Below are 19,809 nucleotides of genomic sequence, written 5' to 3' on the forward strand. Positions count from 1 at the left end.
CATAGGGCGTCGGTGGTGGACCGGTCGGTGGACTAGCGGGTGGCTCAGGCGGGCTCCTCGTCGTGGCCGGGAGGCCCGTTACGAAGGTCGGTACGTAGGTCGGGGCCGAGGGCGTTCTGACCGCGTGGCCTGCGGGCGGGCCGCTGGCCCAGGCCGTCCGGCTGGGTGAACTGCTCGCGTGATGCCTGCCGGATCTCCTCCCCGCGGCCCTCGATCAGGGCGGGGAGGGGGCGGGTGCGCAGGGTGAACGCGGAGGTTTGCTGCCCGTCGATGACGAGACGGGAGGCAGCCTGGTAGGCGCCCAGGTGGGTCAGGTCGTGCGGGCTGATCAGCGGCGCGGTGTGGTGCTTCAACTCGCCGGCGTCTTTGGGCGAAGCGTTGAAGTAGATCTTGTTACGGGCGTCGGCCGAGAGCGCTTCACGCAGATCGTTAGGGAGCTGGTCGAGGTGCTGGTGGGCCAGGACGAGGGAGAGGCGGTAGCCGCGCGCTTCGGCGAGAACGTCGTTGATGTGGCCGGGCAAGTTCAAGAAGTTGTGACACTCATCTATGACCAGCGACGCGTCGGGCCGGTCGGCCTCGGCGACGTTGGTGCGGCGGGTGGTGGCTTGCCAGGTGTGGGCGAGCAGGATGGAGCCGAACAGCCGGGCGGCGTCGTCGCCGAGGACGCCCTTGGGTAGGCGGGCCAGGATCAGGCCGCCTCGGTTGAGGAGTCGGCCGATGGGGGCGGTGGTGTCCGGGCTGGCCAGCGCTTGCCGTACGAACGGGCGGAGCAGGACGGCACGGAGTTTGTTCATCACGGGGCCGATGACGGTTGCTTGCCCGGCTGGGGTGAGGGCTTCGTAGGCGTCCCAGAATCCGCTCAGAAGGCTGTCGTCCAGCCGGGCGGTGATCTTGGCCCGGTAAGCCTGGTCGGTGAGGAGCCGGGGTACGTCGGCGAGGGTCGCTTTGCGGCCGAGAACGCTGGTCAGGGTAAGGCAGGTGGAGCGGAGCAGGTCATCCACGCGTGGTCCCCAGGCTGTGGAGAAGCAGCGATGGAAGATGGTGACGACGGAGTCGACGGCGAAGGTGGGGTCATGCCCGGCGAGGATGTTGATCGACGGTGGCGGGGCTGCGTCTTGCGGGTCGAACACCACGGTTTTGCCGATCGCCCGCTTGGGCAGCCGGTTGAGGATGTCGGTGATCAAGTCTCCCTTCGGGTCGATGACCAGAGCGCCCCTGCCTGCTGCGGCGTCGGCCAGGACCAGGTTGGCGAGCAGGGTGGATTTGCCGACGCCGGTGCCGCCGAGCACGTGAGTGTGGTGGCGGCCGTCGGCCACAGGCAATGCCACGGGCCGGTGTGGGCCGCTGTCGGCGTCGCCCAGGATGCGGGCGGTTCCGCCCGCCGCTGTGCGGGGCACGGCCGGTGACGGGGCGACGGGGCGGGCTCCGGCGCGGGTGATGCCGGGGGCGTCGATGTCCCAGGGCAGGTGGGCGAGCGCGGCCAGCTCGGTGACGGACAGCAGGTAGCCGCCGTCGAGGCGGCGTGAACCGATCGTGCGGCTGGGGTGCCAGAGGCGGGCCCGGCGCAGGTACTGGTGGCTGCCGGTGAAGAGGGCGAAGACGCTGGCCAGGGTGTGGGCTTGGCCTCGCAGCCACCCGCGAACCAGAGCAGAGGAGCCCATGCCGTCTTGGCTGACGGTCACCGGGGTGCCTGCGGAGATGGAGTCGCGGCTGGTGGCGACGGCGTAGCGGATGGCGACTGTATAGCGTGGCTGACCGGCCTTGGCCAGGATGGTGCGGACTTGTTCGGCGCGTTCGGGGAAGTCGCGGGCAAGCTCGCCGTTGTGGCGGCGGCCGTGGCTGGCACCGGGCAGAGGGAGGATCTCGTCGACGACGCGGCCGAGGCTGTGGCGGCTGCCTCCTCCACGTAGGTGGGCGGCTGCTCGGTAGGCGTGCCGCAGGCGCCTGCCCGTGGTGGGACGGGCCAGGATCTGCACGACGGCATGTTCGCCTTCGCGCAGCCCGCTCATGGCTTCCAGAAGGGAGCGGACGGGGTCGTGGTCGTGGTCCGTCTTGAGCGGAAAGTGCTCGGGGGCAGCCAGCACCAGCCGCCCACCGGCAACCTCGGCATCGTCCGGGAGCGGTGAGGCGGCCGAGCTTGTGGTGGTGGTCGCGCCCGGCCACGCGGCTTGGACAGCCTTCTCCACGATTCCTGCCGGGATGGTGCCCGGCACCCACAGGCGGACGCGGACTCCGGCGTCGCTGCCGTGGTACTCCCACACCAGATGCGGCTGCCCGGTGAAGGAGCGTTTCCACGCGGGCCGCAGTAGCCCGATGAGTTGCCGCCACAGCACCACCGCGCCCTCTGGATCACTGCGCGGCGGGGATGAAACGTCGATGAGGTGGGCTTGGGGAATCATGTCGGCGTGACGAAGCCAGCCGAGCAGATAACGCACCACGGCAGCCACAGCCCATATCACCCCCACGGCTGCAGCGAGACGGGGTCCGTGGGCGAGGGCGAGTTCAGGTAGGCGGGCGGGTAGCTCGGCCAGGAAGTCCAGGGCTTCCTGAACATCACGGTCGTCGATGCCGCACAGCAGGCACGGCCCGTTGGGGTTAGCAGAGATCCGGTTCATAGTGGGTCGCCCTCCTCGTCCTCGTGGTGGCTGGTGGTGATCTCGGTGAAGCTCGGCGAGGCAGGCAGATGCCCTGTCTGCGTGGTGGACGAGGTTTGTGGTGACTCGTACTGGTCGAGTTGGGCGAGGTGGGCGGGGTCTGTGGTGATCAACTCGACCTCGCGGGGTGAGGCGATGATGTGGAAGGCGGCTCGGCTGGCGGGGCCGGCGACCAGGAGCGCCTCGCCGCGTTCGGCGGTGAGCAGGAACTGGCGCTCGCCGTCGGTCAGGTCGAAGGCGTCCCCGACCGCGCCGATGGCCTGCGGCGCTTGGCGCAGGAGAATCTGGTTGGTCGCGTTGGCCACGATGGCCTGCCCGAGTTCCGAACCGAGCAGATCCGCAGCGTCCTGGGTGACGACAGCGAGCCCAGCCCAGTGCTTGCGCGCGGCCTTGGCCATCCGAAAGAGAAAACGAGCGCCCTCGGGTTCCTTCATCAGCAGCCAGGCTTCGTCCACGACGACGAGGCGCTTCTTGCGGTCGCGAGGGTTGGCCACCCGCCGCCAGATAGCGTCCAGCGCCAGCAGGGTGCCGACCGCTTTCATCTCCTCGGGCAGATCCCGCAGCGAGAACACGGTCAGATGGCCGGATGGACGGGTGGTGGTGGGCCCGTCGAACAGTTCGCGGTAGGAGCCGGAGACGTACGGGGCGAGCTGGGCGGCCAGCTCCGCGCCCGCAGAATCGGCTGCTTGTCCACTTTCGGTAAGGGCGGTGACCAGATCGGCGAGCAGCGGGGCGGGCCGAGTCCAAGTGGCGGGGTCACGGGTGATCCCGACAGCTTGGTAGGTGGCGATGATCGCTGTATCCAGGACGGCTCTGGTCTGTGGGACGAGCCGGCCGCCGAGCATGGTCGCAATCAAGGTTTGCAGGAACATCGCCCGCCGTGACAACACGTCGTCGTGGGGGCCGTGGCTGACGGGCAGGTCGAAGGGATTCCACCGGACCCCGGCTGCGCCGAGGTGCAGGCAGGTGCCACCGACCGCTCGCGCGAGGCGTGCGTATTCGTCTTCGGGATCGACGACGGCGACCTCCACGCCTTGGTAGAGCAGGCGCAGGGTTTCGAGTTTGGTGAAGAAGCTCTTGCCCGCGCCGCTTCGGGCCAGGACGACGGAGTTGTGGTTGTCCTGGGCGTAGCGGTCCCACAAGACGGCGCCCGAGCTGGTTGCGCTCAGCCCATAAAGCACCCCGGTCTCGCCGACCTCCGCGGCGAGGTCGGGTGAGGTGAAGGGGAAGGCCGCCGCCAGCGCGGTCGTGTCGAACGTCCGAGTCGTGCCGAGCGAGTCAACCCCCAAAGGCAGGGTCGTGGTCCACCCCTGCAAGGCACGGAACGTCGCCGGTTGTGCGTCGAGAAGCAGCGAGGAGGCGAGGGCTCGGACGCGTTCCACCTCGGCCGCCAGATCTGGCTCGGTGGGGGCGTGGATGGTGAGGTAGAGGCCGACTTTGAAGAGACGGCCGTGGCCTCGGGCGAGGCTATCGGCCAGATCGGTGGCGTCGTCGGCGGCGGCCTCGGCGGCGAAGTCGGCGAGTCTGCCGTGCTGGGCGTCGGAGCGGCTGGCCGATTCCAGGCGAGCGAGCTGGCGACGCAGCCGCATGGCCGCGACCTGCTGCGGGATTGGTTCGACATGCAGGGACACGTCGAGGTGCCCCGGGTAGGTGAGCAGCGGCTCCAGCCAGCCCGCGCCGACCTCGCGCGGGTAACCTGTCACCGCGAACGACGCGCAGACAGCGTTAGGCAAGGTGACGGTTCGGACGCCGAGGTGGACAGCAGCTGGATGGGTCAGCGTTCCGGGTCCGTGGTCGCGGATACGGCGGCGTAGTTTCACTTGGTGCTCCTGGTCGAGGTGATCAGTTCGTCGGGGAGGGCCTGGCCGAGTGGGTGCCGGCCGCCGGGATCGAGACACTCGGCCAGCGCCTGGCTGGCGGCCTCGGCGTCGAGCACGCGGGTGGCGATGCCGAGCGCGGCCAGGCTGCGCTCGGCTCCTGCGGCGCGCCGCAGGACGACGGCGGCGCAGGCGTCCCGCCGTATCGGGCGCCGTCCCTTGGTGGTGGTGGGGCGGTCGCGGAGCACGATGAGGACCTGCCGCGTCAGCAGCTCGCGCGAGTTGTTCAGCTCGGCCAGGTAGTCGGCGTGCTGGCGGGCTGCGGTGGCCAGCGCTTCGTGCGGCAGCGCGTCTGCCTGCTGCTCGACGGTCTCGATCAGGTCGGACAGGTCGGCGGGGCAGGCGCGGGCGAGGATCTGCACGGGTGTATCCAGTGAGTTCAGCCACCGGCCGAATGCCCCGACCAGGGCGGCCTGCTCGCTTGTGGTGCGCAGGTGGAAGGACAGGGTGCCGGTTTCGAGGAGGACGGCGACGCCTCCGTCTGCGAGTTCGAGGGCGCCGTCGGTGCGGATCGCCCGTACTGGCAGGCGCAGCGGGGCGGGCAGCGTGCCCCGCAACCGGCACCACGGGGGCGGTTCGGCAACCCCCTCGGGCGCGGACACGAGTTTCTTGTGGGCGCGGGTGTGGAGTAGGGCGGCCAGGGCGAAGCGGTCCAGGGTGAGTCCGTCACGGCGGCCGAGCGCGATGGACAGGCCGAGGGCCAGGAGCGGAAGAAGGATGGCGGCCAGGATGACGATGGGCAGGAGGTGCTGGAACAGGTAGTAGAGGGCGGCGGCGATGCCGCCGGTCAGGGTGATGATGAGAATTTGCCGGAGGTTCAGCCCGTAGGCGAGCTTGTCCGGGGTGTTGATGTCGGCGGGAATGTTGGTGATCAAGGGTTCGGGCTCGTTCATTGGCCGTCCTTCCTGCGTGTTCGGCGGGGCGGTAGGTCAAGGCGGAGGTGCAGTTGCCGGGGCCGGGTGGGCATGCCGGGCAGCATGGGCTGGGTCCAGGGTGGTTTCGGGCGGATCCATCGGCCGGTCGGCGGTGTCGGGGTGGGTGGTGTGGGTGGGCGTGGCACGCGGGTGACCGGGAACGGCAGCGCCAGTTGGCGTCCCCGTTGGGCTGCTGATCCCGTGCGTCGTGAGCCTGGCGGTGATGCCGCGGGTGGGAGGTTGAGCGGAAGCTGAAGCTGCTGGTGGCCGCGCGGTCCGGCCGGGGTAGCGGTGGTCACCGGTGGTGTTCCTCCCGTGGTCGTGGGGTTGCCGGTTGGTTGTGCTCTTGGCGGTCTGCCGTGCGGCCGGGGTCCTGTGGGGCTCCGCCGAGTCCCGCCGGGTGGGCGGCGGCGTTGCTGTGCGGCCGAGGCGTTCCGGGCGGTGCGGGCGGCCCGGCCGCCTCTGGTCAGGGCGGTCTTGGCCAGGCCGAGGGTCTTGTAGATGATCAGGGTTTTGATCAGGCGGTTCAGCAGCTGGGGCTGGGAGGGTTGCCAGACGGAGCGGGCGACCCAGCCGGGGATTTTGATCAGGATGAACAGCAGGCCGATCAGGACCAGGGTGTCGATGGCGCGCGTGACGATGGGCTTCACGGCGGCCAGGGCGGGGTCGCTGGCCGGGGTGGCGAAGGCGTCGGTTGAGTCGGTGAAGTAGACCTTGAACGCCAGAATGAGTACGAGAGCCTGCAGGACTTGCATGATCAGGACGCCGGTGAAGGCGCGCCACCATAGCCGGGCGATGTGCTCGGTTTGCGGCAGCGCGTGACACAGCAGCGCGAGCGGCGCGGCGATCATCAGGAACAGCAGTAGCGCGACCCGGATGATCGCGATGAAGGCCAGGATCAGGCCCATCACCACGGCGAGGCCGATCATCCAGATGAGGAACATCTGCGGGCCCTGCAGCTGGCCGACCGGGTTGGCGAGCTTGTTGGCGATCAGGTCGCCGGCCCGCCGCCCGTCCACCCCCTCCTCGAGCAGCGCGCCGACCAGGCCGTTGGCCAGCTCGATCGCGTACTGGCAGAGGGTGAGCGAAAAGTTGAGCGTGATCGCGGCCACCACCACACGCGGGGCGACCTCGGTGGCGGTGGTGGAGGTCTGCACGCTGCCGTAGGCCATCACGATCACACCCCCGGCTAGCACGAACAGGCCGAGTAGTGCGTTGGCCACCAGCCGCACGTGCGCGGACAGTTCCTGCACCCGGGCCACCATGTCCGGCGGCGGCGCGGACAGAAGGAGCGTGCCGACCGTCTGGAAGGTAGGCTGGATAGCTTCGGTGACGACCAGGCCGAACCAGCCGTTCAATGCCCGGTTGATCTTGCAGCCGAAGTCCAGCCACCCGCACTCCTCCCCGCTTGCCGAGTCCGGTTCCGACGTCGGGGTCGGGATTGAATCCGGCGGTGATACAGGAGCCGTGGGTTGGGTGCTGGGGATTGGATGGACCGGCGGCGTGAGCACCGGCCCGGTCGGTACCGTCGGCGTCGTGGCCGGTGCGGGCATGGCGGGTGGAGTGGGTTGCGGGTTGGCCGTCGGCGACGGTGCTGCCGGTGGCGGCTCCGGTTCGGCGGCGGCAGGAGCGGCCGCGACGGTGAACGCGATGGCGATGATCGTGAGGATCTGCGCCGTGCAAAGCCTGGTGGCGGTGAGCAGCGTGCTCGCCGTGCGCAGATCGGGTGGCGGATGGGTCACGTCAGGCCCCGACAATGCCCTTGAGAACGCTGACCAGCAGCGGCGCCAGGACGGCGATGCCGTAGCCGAGGGCGGCGTAGCGCAGGGTCTTCTTGGCCGATTCGACCTCGCCGGGGTCGCCGCCGGCCAGGATGTAGCGCACCCCGCCGACGGTCAGGAACAGGGTGGCCAGGGCGACCAGCAGGCCGACGATGACGTTGCGCAGGTTGTCGATGACCTGGTTGAGCGAGCTCGCGCCCTTCCCGCCGCCCGAGCCTTCTTCCGCGGCGAGGGCCGTGACGGTGGCGGTGGCCGCGGTGGTGGTCGTGGTGGTGGCTTGGGCGAAGTGCGCCAGGGCGAGTTCCAGGAACGTGCCGAAGGTGACGGCGGCGAGGATGACGGCGGTGATGAGCAGGGCCTTGCGGGTGGTGGAGCGGGTGCGTGGGATCACGGCTGCCTCCCGGGCAGGATGTCGATGGTGCGTAGGAGAACTGGGTGTGGTGGTTGGCTGGGTAAGAGGCGGCGCGGAGGTGCCGGGTCCGGTCGCGGGGCCGGTGGGCGTCCTCCTTCAGCGGGCGATGCTTGGTGGGCTGGGCCGGGTGACAGGGACCGGTGACCAGGTACGGGCCCTCGCTGCCGGATCCGGGCGTCCTCCGCGCTGCCTTCTCAGTGGTTAAAAGACCTGGGTGAAAGGCCGAGTTAGGACATGAGGGCCAGCGGATTTTGCGCAGTCTTTGCTGGCTGCTCGCCGCTGACCGCCGGTGCGATCGCTACAGGTCGCCGTGCTGGAGGGCCTGGTACAGAGCGGTTTCGGCGCGCTGGCGGCGCTTGAGCGCGGTGCAGTAGAGCAGGCCGCGGCGGCGGCAGTAGGCGCTGAGCGATACCCCGTCGAGCCGGGTGGCGGCGATCAGCTCTGCCTCCAATTTGGTGATGACGCCTTGGGCGACGGCTTGGGCCAGGAGCACGTCAGGATGACCGGTTGGGTAGGTGAGCGGCTGCTGGCCGCTGTCGGTGCGGTCGGACAGGTCGGGGTCGGCCACCGGGCCGGGCCGGTCGGTGGCGTGGGCGCGAAGGACGGCGATGTGGGTGAGCCGGGAGAGCCGGAGCAGCGGGTGGGACCAGGCCAGGTTCACCCGGCACAGGGCCTCCATGTAGGCCGTGAGCACGTCGGCTTCCAGGTCCTCGCGGTCGATCCGCTCGGCCACGGTCTTGTCAGCAAGGGTCGTGATGAGGCGGCGCAGCATCGGGATGGCCAGGGCGACAGTGGCGACCATCCACGCGCCCCGGTGGGTGCGTGCCTGGCTGATGAGGTGCCGCCACACATGGTCGCGGGTGGTGCGGGAGCAGGACGGGTGCAGCAGCATCGCCTGCAGCTCGTGCAGCGGGATGGGCCGCGCCGCAAGCCCGTGCCCGAGCAATGCGCCGTCGATGGAGAGCGGGGCGGGGCCGCGCATGAGCAGGGTGAAGGCGTGCTCGGCCACATCCAGCGGCAGCCGGCCGCCCCGGCCGCATGGGCTGCCGCCGGGACTGTCGGACGCCTCGCTGGGCTGCGCGGTGTCCGCATCGAGGCCGATGGCGGGCAACACTTCGACCGGTCGGGTCGTGGGTGCGCCGTTCAGGTCGGCGCGGTTGGCGGCCGGGCTGGTCAGGATCGGGCCGGTGGCGGCCGGGTTGGTGGTGGTGTCCGTGGAGAGGTGGGCCGAAGGGTGAGGCATGGCGAGGCTCCCGATGAGGCGTGGTCGGTTCGGACGTCGCCATGTCGCCAGAGAGGCCGGACAGGAATCGGGCAGGAAATGATCAGACATCGGGCGCGGCAAAAATCACGCCAGTTTTGGGTCGCGCTCCGGAACCACGGATGACCTGTGGAAGCGCCGGAATGTCGGGCTCGTGCGCGTCGGGTTGCCAGCAGAGGTGGTCCATGACGTCGCGCCCGGAAAGCGGCGTTGACCTGCGGTAACGGGACACGGCCGAAAGTCTCGGGTCAAGGTTGCGTCAACCGGGTGGACCGAAGCGCGGACCCGTGCGGGTTGTGGATCGCCTCTGCCGGGTTCGGGCTGCAGCGCGGCCGGTCAGAGGCCCTGGTCTGGGTCGCGTGGACGGCTGCGGAGAGTGCTGGTCGCGCTGGTGCGGCGCATGCGGGCCTCGGCCTGGGCGTTGGCGATGACGGCCGAGACGGCCTCGGCGGACCGGCGGGCCGCCAGGTCCCGGATCTCCTGGGGCGGGTCGCGGTCATCGATGATGAACAGCGTTCCGTCGTCGGTGGCGTGGGTGCGAACCTTCCAGCCGAGCTGGTGTCCCGCCGCCCGCGCGGCTCGCCGGGCCTCGGCCACCTCGCCCAGTTCGGCTACTGCTTTGCGGGTGAGGACGAGCTGGCCGTAGAAGCCGCGGTACTCCGGCTTGAGGCCGGCGGACATCATCGTCTTGACCTGGTCGACGAGCTTGGCGAAGCGGCGTTCGGCCAGTTCATCCTTCTGGCTCGGCATGCAGATCGGCTCCCGCTGACACGTCTCGGTGCGTCCTGCTCCCAGAGTAGGTGGCATCGTTCGACGACGGCCGTGACCTTTCGCAGCGAAGGTTGAGCGTTTTCAGCGAACGTTGAGTGAGGGGACGCCGCAGGTGAGAGGGCTGCGCGGCGCCTTCAAGAAGTGGCGGCACGGCCGCGCATGTGCCTGGGGCCGCAGCGGTTCCCTCGTCCTGACGTCCGACGCAGCGCTCTGACCTGCACGCTTAACCATCGGCGAGAAACCTGGCGGTCGCCAACCTTCGATGACAATGCTCAAACTTCGCTGCAAAAGAACAGGCCGGTCGTGGTGGAGCCGGTGACGAGCGTTGCCCGGAAAGTGTCCGAGAGCGCTGTGACCTGCGAAAACAGGCTTCATAGTGTGCGCGGGAGGGAGGAGACGCGGGAGTGTGGACGCAGGCCCGGAGGGGGCGGTACGCCGGGCTGGCACACTCGTTGTACAGGCTGGCCCCCCTGCAGACATCCGACCCGCACGCCGCACCATTATCGTCGTGACCGCTTGAATGCGGAGGGTGAATGGCGCAGGTGAGGCGCGGCCGTACGTGGTTCCGGGCGAGACAGCCGGTGATCTGGCCAGGGAGTGACCGGCACGCTTATCCACAGGTTGTGGATGCGAAGCCGAGGCGTCCTGGCCCGTAGCGTCCGGCGGGGGTGCGAGACCGCACACCGCTGATCTTGCCGAATCTTTACGTGATGGGCTGTCCGAATTCGGGTCTCGCGGCAGGTATTTGGACTAGTGACAGGGATCGGTGGCCCGGCACTTTTGGGCCACACCCACATGACCGAACCGATCATCACCTCAACCGCATCCACGTCCACCCGTTCCTCTGCCGCTCCCGGGTCTGCCCCGGCTGGCCCCTTGTCCATCGCGTCCGGACAGGACACGCAGCTCTCCGAGCCCGGCCTTCGGCTGTTCCGTGAGGGTCAGGAGGCGGGTCGGGGGCATCTGCCGCTGTCGGTGTGGCTGGCAGCAGCCGACACCGAATCGGCCGCGACCTGTCCGGCGGGGTGCTGCTATCCGGTCAGCGGCCCGCTGGCCCGTCACCTGGTCGCGGCGTGTACGCGGCTGGGCGAGACGGTGGTCCATCTCGGCGCGAGCGATCATCAACTCGTCTCGGCCGCGCTAACGGCGGGTTGCCTGCCAGTGGCCGTCTTCGCCGACGTCGCCCGCGCAGGCGTGTCCTGGAGTTGCCTCGCGCGCACCCGCCCCGACTACGACCTGGAGATCACCGACCTGCGCGTCACCGATCCTGGCGATGAAGCCTCGGTGCTGGCTGATCTCGCGGGCAGCGCGGGGCTGGTCGTGGCCGAACAGACCTGCCAGCAGCCCGCGGGCCGGTCCACCGGCCGGCCGGACTCCCAGGCCGAACCCGAGACCGAACCCGAGGTCTTCGGTGTCGCTCGTGCGGCGGGGCTGGTCAAGCCGGGCGGGTATCTGGTGGTGGTCACCGGCCTGCACCGTGACGACGGTGTGGTCGACCCGGTACCCGAGATCATCGCCCGTGCCCGGCAGGCGGGGCTGGTGTATCTGCAGCACATCATCGCCCTGCGGCATCCCGCATGCGGCGAACGCATCGACCCGGATCTCTCTCGCCGAGCCTTGAACGCGATCCAGGAGCTGCCGGAGTGCGCGGGGTTGCCAGCGAGTGCACGGATGCACGCGGACGTGTTGCTGTTCACCACGCTGGGCGCCACCGAGTCCACCGAGCCCACCGGGTGCACCGTGCGGGTCGGGGGTGAGGGTTGATGGTGGAGGTGACGACGTCGGTGTGGGCGACGGGGCAGCGGCCGTCGCGAGTTCAGCGTCGGGGCCGGTATGTGCCGGAGTCGATGCGGCATCCGGGCAAGATGCTGCCCTCGATCGCCGCGAAAGTGATCGAGACCTACACCGCCTCCGGTGAGTTGGTGGTCGATCCGATGTGCGGGATCGGCACCACCCTTGTTGAGGCCGTTCACCTCGGCAGGCATACCGCAGGCGTGGAGTTCGAGGAGCGGTGGGCGCGTCTGGCGGTCGCCAATCTCGGTCACGCTAAGAAGAACGGGGCGCCCGGCTTCGGGCGGGTGGTGGCCGGGGACTCCCGGCACATCGCCCGGCTGCTGCCCGACCTGGTCGGCCGGGCGGCACTGGTGCTGACCTCGCCGCCGTACGGGGCGGCTACGCACGGGCACATCCGCTCCACCCGTGATACCGGTGAGCCGGGCGTGCGCAAGTGGAACCAGCGCTACTCGAACGACCGCGCCAACCTGGCCCACCAGCAGCTCCCGCAGCTTCTCGACGGGTTCGGGCGCATCCTGGCCGGCTGTGTGGAGCTGCTGCGGCCGGGAGGGGTCGCGGCGATCACGGTGCGGCCCTACCGGCTGCGCGGCGAGCTCGTCGACCTGCCCGGCCACGTGCACCGGCTGGCGGAGGAGGCCGGGCTGGTGTTCGTGGACCGGATCGTGTGCCTGCTGTGCGGGCTCGGCGACGGCCACCTCCTCAACCGGGCGTCGTTCTTCCAGCTCCACGAGGCGCGCAAAGCATGGGCGCGCGGGGTGCCGATCCACGCCGTCGCGCATGAGGACCTTCTTGTGCTCCGACGGCCGCAGCTGCTGGCTGAGGCTGATCCTGGCTCTTCTCTCGCAACAGTCCGCGAGCTGGAGTAGCCCCGCATAGCCCACTGGTTCCTGGCCCGCATTCGGGCCGGGTGCTGGGGCGCGGGCGTGGACCTGCGGATTTCGCTTGACGTGGGGCGTGGAGGTGGGCGTCGATAGCGCCGCCACTCACCCGCCCCGCCCCGGCCCCCGACGCCGGGGCTGTGACCGCCCGTTCCTGAACGGGCGGTCACAGCCCAAAGGCCGGGCCGGGGCCGGGTTGGTGGCGTGAGCGCCCACCACAGCCCGCCATGGCCGTACGGGCCACGCATCCTGCGCGTCCCAGCGGCTCTGCCCATCAACGTCACGGAGGTGATGCATGACCAGCACAACCCCAACCCATCGCGCGACACAGCAGGAGCCGGAGGTGATCAGCCTGCTCACGGCCGGCCGGCTGCTCGGCATGGGCCGCACCAAGGCCTATCGCCTCGCCCGAGCGGGCGAGTTCCCGTGCCGGGTGCTGCGCATCGGCGGCCGGTACGCGGTGCCGGTGCGCGGGCTGCGGGCGCTACTCGACCACACCTGCGCGGACGGCACCCGGAGCCGCCCGGCACCCGAGGAAGGATGATCACGATGGCGAAAGCCCTCGATACGAACAGCAAAGAGCTGAGCACGGTGGCCAAGGGGACCACCTTCAAAACGTGTGCTTGCAAGGAGCCGGCCACCGGCAAGCGGCTTGGCAAGACGTGTCCCAGACTGCGTCGCCCGCATGGTGACGGCGGGCAGCGGTGGAGTACGACGCACGGCTCCTGGGGCTATCAGCTCGAACTGCCCGCACACGCCGATGGCAAGCGGCGCAGCCCGCTGCGGCGCAGCGGCTTTGCGACGTTGGAGGATGCCGAAGCCGAGCTGGATCACGCCCGCGGTCTGCTCGCCCTCGACAACGATCCCGCTGTGCGGCGGCAGATCATCAAGCTGATGCTGTCGGTCCTCAAGGACATCAAGAGGCTGCCGGACACCGAGGAGGTGCGGCGCAAGGTCCGTACCCGCCAGGACCTGAACCGGCACATCACCGTGGCCGAGTGGTTGGAGGAGTTCCTCGGGCGCAAGCGCGCTATCGAGGCGACCACGAAACGCTCCTATGAATCGCACGTCCGGCTCTACCTCACCCCCTACCTCGGTGACATTCGGCTGGACCGCCTCCGAGTGTCCGACATCGCGAGCATGTTCGATGCGATCGAGGAGTTCAACGACATCATCGCCACCGAACGCGCCAGCGGCGACCCCGCTCGCGTAGCAGCGGTCAAGTATCGGCGCCCGGTCGGCACCACCAGCATGCATCGCATCCGCGCCACCCTGCGGCACGCGCTGAACATCGCGATCCGCCAGGACCGACTACTGGACTTCAACCCCGCCGCCGTCGTCGAGCTCACACCGATTGACAGGCCCAGGCCGGTTGTCTGGACCGAGGAGAAAGTGACGCAATGGCGCAAGAACTACGCCGAACACCTGGATCGCCTTACGCGCGCACACGCATACAAGCGGATCGATCCGATCGCCGCCTACGTCAGCACGTCCCGACCCTCGCCCGTCATGGTATGGACTCCCGAACAGACGGCAGCCTTCCTGGGCTACGCCCGCCAAGACCGCCTATTCGCCCTGTATCGGCTGATCGCCGTACGTGGCCTGCGGCGTGGCGAAGGAGTCGGCCTCCGGTGGCCGGACGTCATCTTCGCGACATCAAGAATCGGCATTCACTGGCAGATCACCCAACTCGGCTGGACCCCGATCCAGGGCACCCCGAAGACCGACGCCAGCGACCGCGAGATCGCGGTGGACGCCGAGACGATGGCCATCCTGAAGGAGCACAGGAAGCGGCAGGCCAGGGAGCAACTGGCCGCAGGCGAGGACTGGGTGGACTCAGGGTTCGTCTTCACCGATGAGATGGGTCGGCCGCTGCACCCACAGCACGTGACCGACCGCTTCTACTCGCTGTGCAAGCAGGCAGAATTGCCGCCGATCCGGCTGCATGATCTACGCCACGGAGCCGCAACCGCCATGCTCGCAGCCGGAGTCGATATCAAGATCGTTCAGGAGACACTCGGGCACACGTCCTCAGCTTTCACCCGCGATACCTACACCAGCGTCTATCCCGAAGCAGCCGCCGCGGCAGCTGAAGCCACCGCCGCCCTGCTCACGGCGCAGCCCCTCTCCGCACCGTCATCGGTTCCGTCTCGACGCGGCACGGCTCATCGCGGAGCAGGAGGTCAGGCCGCCACCACAGAAGCGGACGGGGCCGTGATCCACCTGCCCACCAGATAGCTGTCCGGAAGAAACTAAGCAGGAGGTAGGCCTGCCGCATTGACCGCTGCTGGCCTATCTCCCCGGGAGGGGATGGACGATTTCGGGGAGATATCGTTCCTGAGGGGCAACCCAGAGCTCATGCACGGTCTGCTCGACGGCATTCCCGAACGCGTGGGACGGCATCGCCTCGATCTCCGAAACCACCAGTAGCTACCACTCGGCCGATCCGTCACGATGCGGGAACTGGTACACCATGCCCGTTGCTGGCTTCATCCTGGTACACGGTCATGGACTCCAGGCAGACGGCCACGAAAGATCCCGGCAGCCGGACTCGTCTCCCGAGGGCCGCCTTCCGTACCGGGATGGGTCCGATGCGCTCGTCGGTTTCCCTGGTGCCGTAGCCGGTGGCCCACAGGCCGCCGCCCGGCACAGCGCCGAGCTGCTTGATCCGGTAGTCGTCGAGCAGCGGCGGTTTCGGCGCCTGCTGCCAGGCAGTGCCGTTCCAGCGCAGCAGCAAACCGACGCTGCGCGCGGTGGCGTCGTCCTGCCCGCTGCCTCCGGCCCACACCTCGGTGTCGTTCCAGGCCAGGGAGGTGATGGAGGATCCGTACCAGCCGGTGGTCGCCGGGGTCGGTGTCACCGTCCACTCGCTACCGTTTTAACGCATGGCGAACGCCTCGCGCTTCTTGACCGAAAAAAGACAGCCCGGTGCGGCACGGTCCGGGCGGTACGTACTAACGCGACGCGCCTGCGCGTTCCAACAGCTCGGTGGTCGCCTCCCACAGGCGCCGCTCCCGGTCGCGGTCGTGGGCGACCGGCTGCACCTCGGTCAGCTTGGTCTTCACCACGAACGCGCCCTCGCGCAAGTGCGCCCACTTGTCGTCCAGGGCCATCGCAGCCAGCAGTGGCCCCGAGCGTTGCGGCGTCGACACGCCGGGTACGCGGCCCAAGGCCCGGCTCATCGCCTGAACCGCCTCGGGGGCGCCACGGCCCAGCGCGGTGCCGGGCATCCAGCCCGGTTCGAACACCGACACGTTGATCCCGGCGCCGGCGCGACGCTGCAGCTCATGGGCGTAGTACAGGATCGCCAACTTGGCCTTGGAGTAGGCGACGCCGGACGCGGCCATACCCGGGGCCTGCTCACCGGTGGCCGGGCGGGCGAGCTCGACGGGATCGGCCCACTCGGCCTCCGGCACGCCCAGCAGCCTGCGCCAGAAATTGGCGTGATAGGTGTTCGAGCCGAGCAGCACGACCCGCGCCGGGGCGGTGAACGAACCAAGCAGGTCGCCGATGAGCTGGGCATGGGCGAGATAGTTGACGGCGAAAGTCAGCTCGTAGCCATCGGGCGAGGCCCGCCGGGTGTCGGCCGACATGGTGCCCGCGTTGGCGACCAGCGCGCGCAGCGGCCGTACGTCGCCGGCGGCGAGCAGGGCGCGCACGGTGGCCGCGGCGGCACGGACGTCGGCCAGGCGCGACAGGTCGCAGCCGATCTCGCGGACGCCGGCGCCGCGCGCGCGGGTCTCCTCGGCGACCGCCGTCAGGTCCCGCCCGGCGCGGCCGACCAGCAGCAGGTCGGGGCGCTGCCCGTCCGGGCGGTCGGCCATGGCCAGCACGGCGTGACGGCCCAGGTTGCGGGTCGGGCCGGTGATCAGAACGGTTCCGGGGTCGGTCATGACCCCAGCCTGCGGGACCGGTCTGGCCACACCCAGTCGTCCGGTTTTCGTAGGACTGCCAGGGCCAGGACAACCCGTGCGGCTATGCGCAGAATGGAGCGCGTGGAAGCGTGGGAGTTCGGCCGGACGGTGCGCCGCTGGCGCGACCGGGTGGCACCCGAGGCCGTTGGTGTGCAGGCGGGCCGCCGACGCCGGGCCAGCGGGTTGCGCCGCGAGGAGCTGGCCGCGCTCGCCGGCATCTCGGCCGACTATCTGACCCGCCTCGAGCAGGGGCGCGCGACCGCGCCGTCGGCGCAGGTCGTGGAGTCGCTGGCCCGAGCGCTGCGCTTGTCCGACACCGAACGCGACCTGCTCTACCGGCTGGCCGGGCACGCCGCGCCCGGCCCGGGCATCGTGCCGTCGCGGGTCACCCCGAGCGTGCAACGTCTGCTCGACCGGCTGTCGCACACCCCGGTCGTCGTGTACGACGCCAGCTGGACACTCGTGCTGGCCAACGCGCCCTACGACGCGCTCATGGGCGAGACGGCCACCTGGCGCGGCCTGGAACGCAATGCCGTCTGGCGCAACGTCGCCCGCCTGCCCTCGCGGGTCGTGCACACCCCGCAGGAGCAGGCCGAGCACGAAGCCCGGCTCGTGGCCGACCTGCGCCTGACGGCCTCGCGCTACCCCGCCGACTGCACCCTGCGACGCTTGATCACCGACCTGGCCTCCGGCAGCCCGCGCTTCGCCGAACTCTGGGACGCCGACACACCACCGCCCCTAACCGACACGTCCCGACAAAAGACAATCAACCACCCGGCGGTCGGCCCGATCACCCTCGACTGCGACACGCTGTTCGTCGCCCTGGACGACCTGCGCATCACCGTCTACACCGCCGAGCCCGGCACCGAGGACGCCGACCGCCTGGCCCTCGCCATCGTCCTGGGCACTCAGTCGCTACAGCTCTGACCACGAATGTTTGGGGTGTTGGGTGACACGCCATCGGGCGTGCCAGCTTTGCGTCTGCCGACAATTCCATCCGGCCAGGTCATGGCCTTGCGAAGCCCAGGGTGGCATAGGCGGTCTCACCCGCTCGGGGTGGAAGCTGTGTGCGGCATGATGATCGTTCGTGCTTCTTCGTCTGGCCTATCTGACGGTCACGAACGCTTTCGCCGCGCTACGGCTGTTACCGATGAGCGATCGTGACAAGGACGCCGAGATTCTCGCTCTACGCCACCAGGTCATGGTCTTGGAACGGCAGCTCGGCGCCAATGTACGGGTGAGGTTCGCCCCCGAAGACCGCCTCTTCCTGGCGGCGCTCCTCACCTCACTGCCTCGAGCCGCTCTGCGTCGGCTGCGGCTAGTCGTCCGCCCGGACACCATCCTGCGCTGGCACCGCGAGTATGTGAAGCAGCAGCATGCCCGTATCTGCCGGCCGAAGCGGCGAGGGCGTCCACCCACAGTCCGCTCAATCCGCAACCTCATCCTGCGCCTGGTCCGAGAGAACCCATCCTGGGGCTATCGGCGCGTACACGGGGAGCTCACTACACTTGGCCTCAAGGTCGCACCGTCCACGGTCTGGGAGATCCTCCAAAAGGAAGGCCTTGATCCGGCACCCGAGCGGGCCTCCACTACCTGGGCCGACTTCCTACGGTCACAAGCCGACGCACTTCTGGCTTGCGACTTCATCGAAACCGTCACCCTCAACGGACAGCGCCACTACATCCTGGCTGTCATCGAGCACGCCACCAGGCGATCCGTGTGCTCGGCACCAGCGCCCGCCCGACTGCAGCCTGGGTGACCCAGGCGATCAGGCATCTCGTCATGGACCTGGAGGACGCGGGCTGTCGGGCGCGGTTCCTGATCCGAGACCGGGACGGCAAGTTTCCCTCTCTCATGGACGAGATCCTCGCCGACGTCGGTATCCAGACCGTACTCACCGGCATCCGGATGCCGCGCATGAACTCCATCATGGAACGGTGGGTGCAGACCTGCCGCCGCGAACTGCTGGACCGCTGCCTGCTCTGGAATGAACGCCATCTACGCCATGCACTGGGCGAGTACGAACGCTTCTACAACGAGCATCGCGCTCATCAAGCCCTCGACCAGGCGGCTCCACTCCGCGCCACCCCCGACCCGCTCACCGAACCGGCGCGTATCCTCGCCCTGAACATTCGCCGACACGACCGGCTCGGAGGAATCCTCCACGAATACTCACACGCCGCTTGAACTGCACAGACGTAATTTTCGGCTGACGCACAGCTCGCCGAGTTCGCCGCCGAGAACGCCGACTGGCTGCGTATCGTCCAGTTAACCCGCGTACGCGCCCGAGTTGAACCCCGTCGAGGGCGTCTGGTCCCTGCTGCGCCGGGCCCTGGCCAACTTCGCCGTCGCCGACCTGCCTGGACTCGTCCGGATCGTCAAACGCAAGCTGAAGAAGATCCAGTACCGGCCTCATCTGCTCACCGGCTGCCTGACCCAGACCGGACTCACCCTCGATACCCCGGCAAAGACATGACCGACCCTACGAATTCAACCTGTGTATATTGAATGCTTTTCATCCTCACGTTGCGTGCGCAACTTGGTGATTCTGAAGGACGGCGATGGCCTTGCAGAGGTGGCCGGCCTTGCTGGGGCTACAGCGGAGCTTGCGGAGGATGCGCCAGCTCTTGAGCTGGGCGTTCGCGCGTTCGCCGGGTCCGCGAAGGCGGGCGTGTGAGCGATTGGCCAGCTTCTGAGACTCGGGCTTGTTCTTGCCCTTGTACGGGGTGCGGACCGGGCCTTCGGCTCCCTGATAGCCCTTGTCGGCCAAGACGATGATCCCGGCCTGTTCGAGCTTACGCAGGATGCCCCAGATGCGGGCGGCGCTCAGGTCGTGCGTCTTACCCGGCAGCGCGCCCGAGGTCCACAGGATCGTCCCGTTCGGCGAGGCGATGACCTGGACGTTCATCCCGTGCACGCGATGCTTGCCGGAGAAGTACGGCCGATCGGCGGCGATCCGATCGGTGCGGATCAGCGTGCCGTCCAGCACCAGGTAGTGCAGCCCGTCCCGCTTTGCCTTGCGCAGCGCCTGCCCGAGCTTCGGTGAGCGGGCCGACAACAGTGCGACGGTCTCCTCCACATACCGCCACGCGGTCGCTGTCGACACCCCGAACCCTGCCCCGAGCTCGCTGAATGTCTCGCCCTTACGCAGGTAGACCAGCACCAGCAGCGCCTGCTGCCCCGGGTTGAGCAGCCGCCAGGCCGACCCAATCGCCTTGCGGTGCCGGCGGATCACTCCGGCGACGTAGTTCAGCGTTGAACGCGACAAATCGACGGCAGCACGATAGAAAAGCATTCGAGGCCCCTGGTTGTGACGAATCTGGTTGTGATGATCAATCCATCTACCAGGGGTTTCTTACGTCGTCAGGCGAACACCAGGCTCGCGATCACGCTGTTACCAGCAACCCGCAGCCAGGGGATGCAAAAGGCTCATTGAACGAGTTTCTGACGACACAGAAGAGGGGCGGGGCCAACTGCCTCACCCCGGCCAACCAGTACAACGTGGACTACTCGCTGCTCGGCGGCGCCCGGGTCGAGCCGCTGCTGCGCCGCA

18 protein-coding genes are annotated in these 19,809 nt (G+C 68.9%); 8 read left to right on the top strand and 10 right to left on the bottom strand.

Annotated elements, in window-relative coordinates:
- Positions 1-44 precede the first annotated feature (44 nt).
- From AB0M95_RS36630 to AB0M95_RS36660, 7 genes are all read right to left on the bottom strand, one after another.
- Positions 45-2,615 (bottom strand): type IV secretion system DNA-binding domain-containing protein, encoded by a 2,571-nt coding sequence (locus AB0M95_RS36630; protein WP_363774990.1) that lies wholly within the window; start codon positions 2,613-2,615, stop codon positions 45-47.
- Positions 2,612-4,474, bottom strand: a complete 1,863-nt coding sequence (locus AB0M95_RS36635) for an ATP-binding protein (protein ID WP_363774991.1) — start codon at positions 4,472-4,474, stop codon at positions 2,612-2,614. The genes AB0M95_RS36630 and AB0M95_RS36635 overlap by 4 nt, the downstream gene beginning before the upstream one ends.
- Positions 4,471-5,424, bottom strand: a complete 954-nt coding sequence (locus AB0M95_RS36640) for a PrgI family protein (protein ID WP_363774994.1) — start codon at positions 5,422-5,424, stop codon at positions 4,471-4,473. Before AB0M95_RS36640 ends, AB0M95_RS36635 begins: the two co-directional genes overlap by 4 nt.
- Entirely contained in the window at positions 5,421-7,187 is a 1,767-nt protein-coding gene (locus tag AB0M95_RS36645) for a hypothetical protein (protein WP_363774997.1), read from the bottom strand. The genes AB0M95_RS36640 and AB0M95_RS36645 overlap by 4 nt, the downstream gene beginning before the upstream one ends.
- Position 7,188: 1 nt before the next feature.
- Positions 7,189-7,617 (bottom strand): pilin, encoded by a 429-nt coding sequence (locus AB0M95_RS36650; RefSeq protein ID WP_363775000.1) that lies wholly within the window; start codon positions 7,615-7,617, stop codon positions 7,189-7,191.
- Positions 7,618-7,936: 319 nt separating this feature from the next.
- Complete coding sequence (locus AB0M95_RS36655) at positions 7,937-8,881, bottom strand: hypothetical protein (protein ID WP_363775003.1); 945 nt, start codon at positions 8,879-8,881, stop codon at positions 7,937-7,939.
- 354 nt (positions 8,882-9,235) lie between these two features.
- On the bottom strand, positions 9,236-9,649 hold the full coding sequence (locus AB0M95_RS36660) for a hypothetical protein (RefSeq protein WP_363775005.1): 414 nt from the start codon (positions 9,647-9,649) through the stop codon (positions 9,236-9,238).
- Positions 9,650-10,546: 897 nt separating this feature from the next.
- Between AB0M95_RS36660 and AB0M95_RS36665 the strand changes: the two genes are divergently transcribed.
- The 4 genes from AB0M95_RS36665 to AB0M95_RS36680 all read left to right on the top strand — a co-directional run bounded on the left by AB0M95_RS36665 (position 10,547) and on the right by AB0M95_RS36680 (position 14,580).
- On the top strand, positions 10,547-11,434 hold the full coding sequence (locus tag AB0M95_RS36665; protein WP_363775008.1) for a hypothetical protein: 888 nt from the start codon (positions 10,547-10,549) through the stop codon (positions 11,432-11,434).
- Entirely contained in the window at positions 11,434-12,330 is an 897-nt protein-coding gene (locus AB0M95_RS36670) for a DNA methyltransferase (protein ID WP_363775011.1), read from the top strand. The genes AB0M95_RS36665 and AB0M95_RS36670 overlap by 1 nt, the downstream gene beginning before the upstream one ends.
- 307 nt (positions 12,331-12,637) lie before the next feature.
- Positions 12,638-12,886, top strand: a complete 249-nt coding sequence (locus AB0M95_RS36675; protein WP_363775014.1) for a helix-turn-helix domain-containing protein — start codon at positions 12,638-12,640, stop codon at positions 12,884-12,886.
- Positions 12,887-12,891: 5 nt separating this feature from the next.
- Complete coding sequence (locus tag AB0M95_RS36680) at positions 12,892-14,580, top strand: tyrosine-type recombinase/integrase (RefSeq protein ID WP_363775017.1); 1,689 nt, start codon at positions 12,892-12,894, stop codon at positions 14,578-14,580.
- A 211-nt stretch (positions 14,581-14,791) separates the two neighbouring features.
- Here the strand turns inward: AB0M95_RS36680 and AB0M95_RS36685 are convergent, their stop codons facing one another.
- Positions 14,792-15,202 carry a hypothetical protein gene (locus tag AB0M95_RS36685; protein ID WP_363775020.1) on the bottom strand — a complete coding sequence of 137 codons (411 nt, stop codon included), beginning with the start codon at positions 15,200-15,202 and terminating at the stop codon, positions 14,792-14,794.
- A gap of 94 nt (positions 15,203-15,296) precedes the next feature.
- Complete coding sequence (locus tag AB0M95_RS36690) at positions 15,297-16,235, bottom strand: SDR family NAD(P)-dependent oxidoreductase (RefSeq protein ID WP_363775023.1); 939 nt, start codon at positions 16,233-16,235, stop codon at positions 15,297-15,299.
- Between the two features lie 102 nt (positions 16,236-16,337).
- On the opposite strand from AB0M95_RS36690, the gene AB0M95_RS36695 reads away from it, so the two are divergent.
- The 4 genes from AB0M95_RS36695 to AB0M95_RS36710 all read left to right on the top strand — a co-directional run bounded on the left by AB0M95_RS36695 (position 16,338) and on the right by AB0M95_RS36710 (position 18,732).
- Positions 16,338-17,183, top strand: coding sequence for a helix-turn-helix transcriptional regulator (locus AB0M95_RS36695; protein ID WP_363775026.1), 846 nt, complete (start codon positions 16,338-16,340; stop codon positions 17,181-17,183).
- 160 nt (positions 17,184-17,343) lie between these two features.
- A complete protein-coding gene (locus tag AB0M95_RS36700) occupies positions 17,344-18,015 on the top strand; it encodes a helix-turn-helix domain-containing protein (protein ID WP_363775029.1) in 672 nt (223 codons plus the stop codon).
- Positions 18,012-18,443, top strand: coding sequence for an integrase core domain-containing protein (locus tag AB0M95_RS36705; protein ID WP_363775032.1), 432 nt, complete (start codon positions 18,012-18,014; stop codon positions 18,441-18,443). The genes AB0M95_RS36700 and AB0M95_RS36705 overlap by 4 nt, the downstream gene beginning before the upstream one ends.
- 103 nt (positions 18,444-18,546) lie before the next feature.
- On the top strand, positions 18,547-18,732 hold the full coding sequence (locus AB0M95_RS36710) for a hypothetical protein (RefSeq protein WP_363775035.1): 186 nt from the start codon (positions 18,547-18,549) through the stop codon (positions 18,730-18,732).
- A 45-nt stretch (positions 18,733-18,777) separates the two neighbouring features.
- Here the strand turns inward: AB0M95_RS36710 and AB0M95_RS36715 are convergent, their stop codons facing one another.
- Positions 18,778-19,551 carry a transposase family protein gene (locus AB0M95_RS36715; RefSeq protein WP_363775038.1) on the bottom strand — a complete coding sequence of 258 codons (774 nt, stop codon included), beginning with the start codon at positions 19,549-19,551 and terminating at the stop codon, positions 18,778-18,780.
- Positions 19,552-19,809 lie beyond the last annotated feature (258 nt).

Origin of the sequence: Sphaerisporangium sp. NPDC051017, assembly GCF_040683095.1 — a bacterium.
Classification (GTDB): Bacteria; Actinomycetota; Actinomycetes; order Streptosporangiales; family Streptosporangiaceae; genus Sphaerisporangium.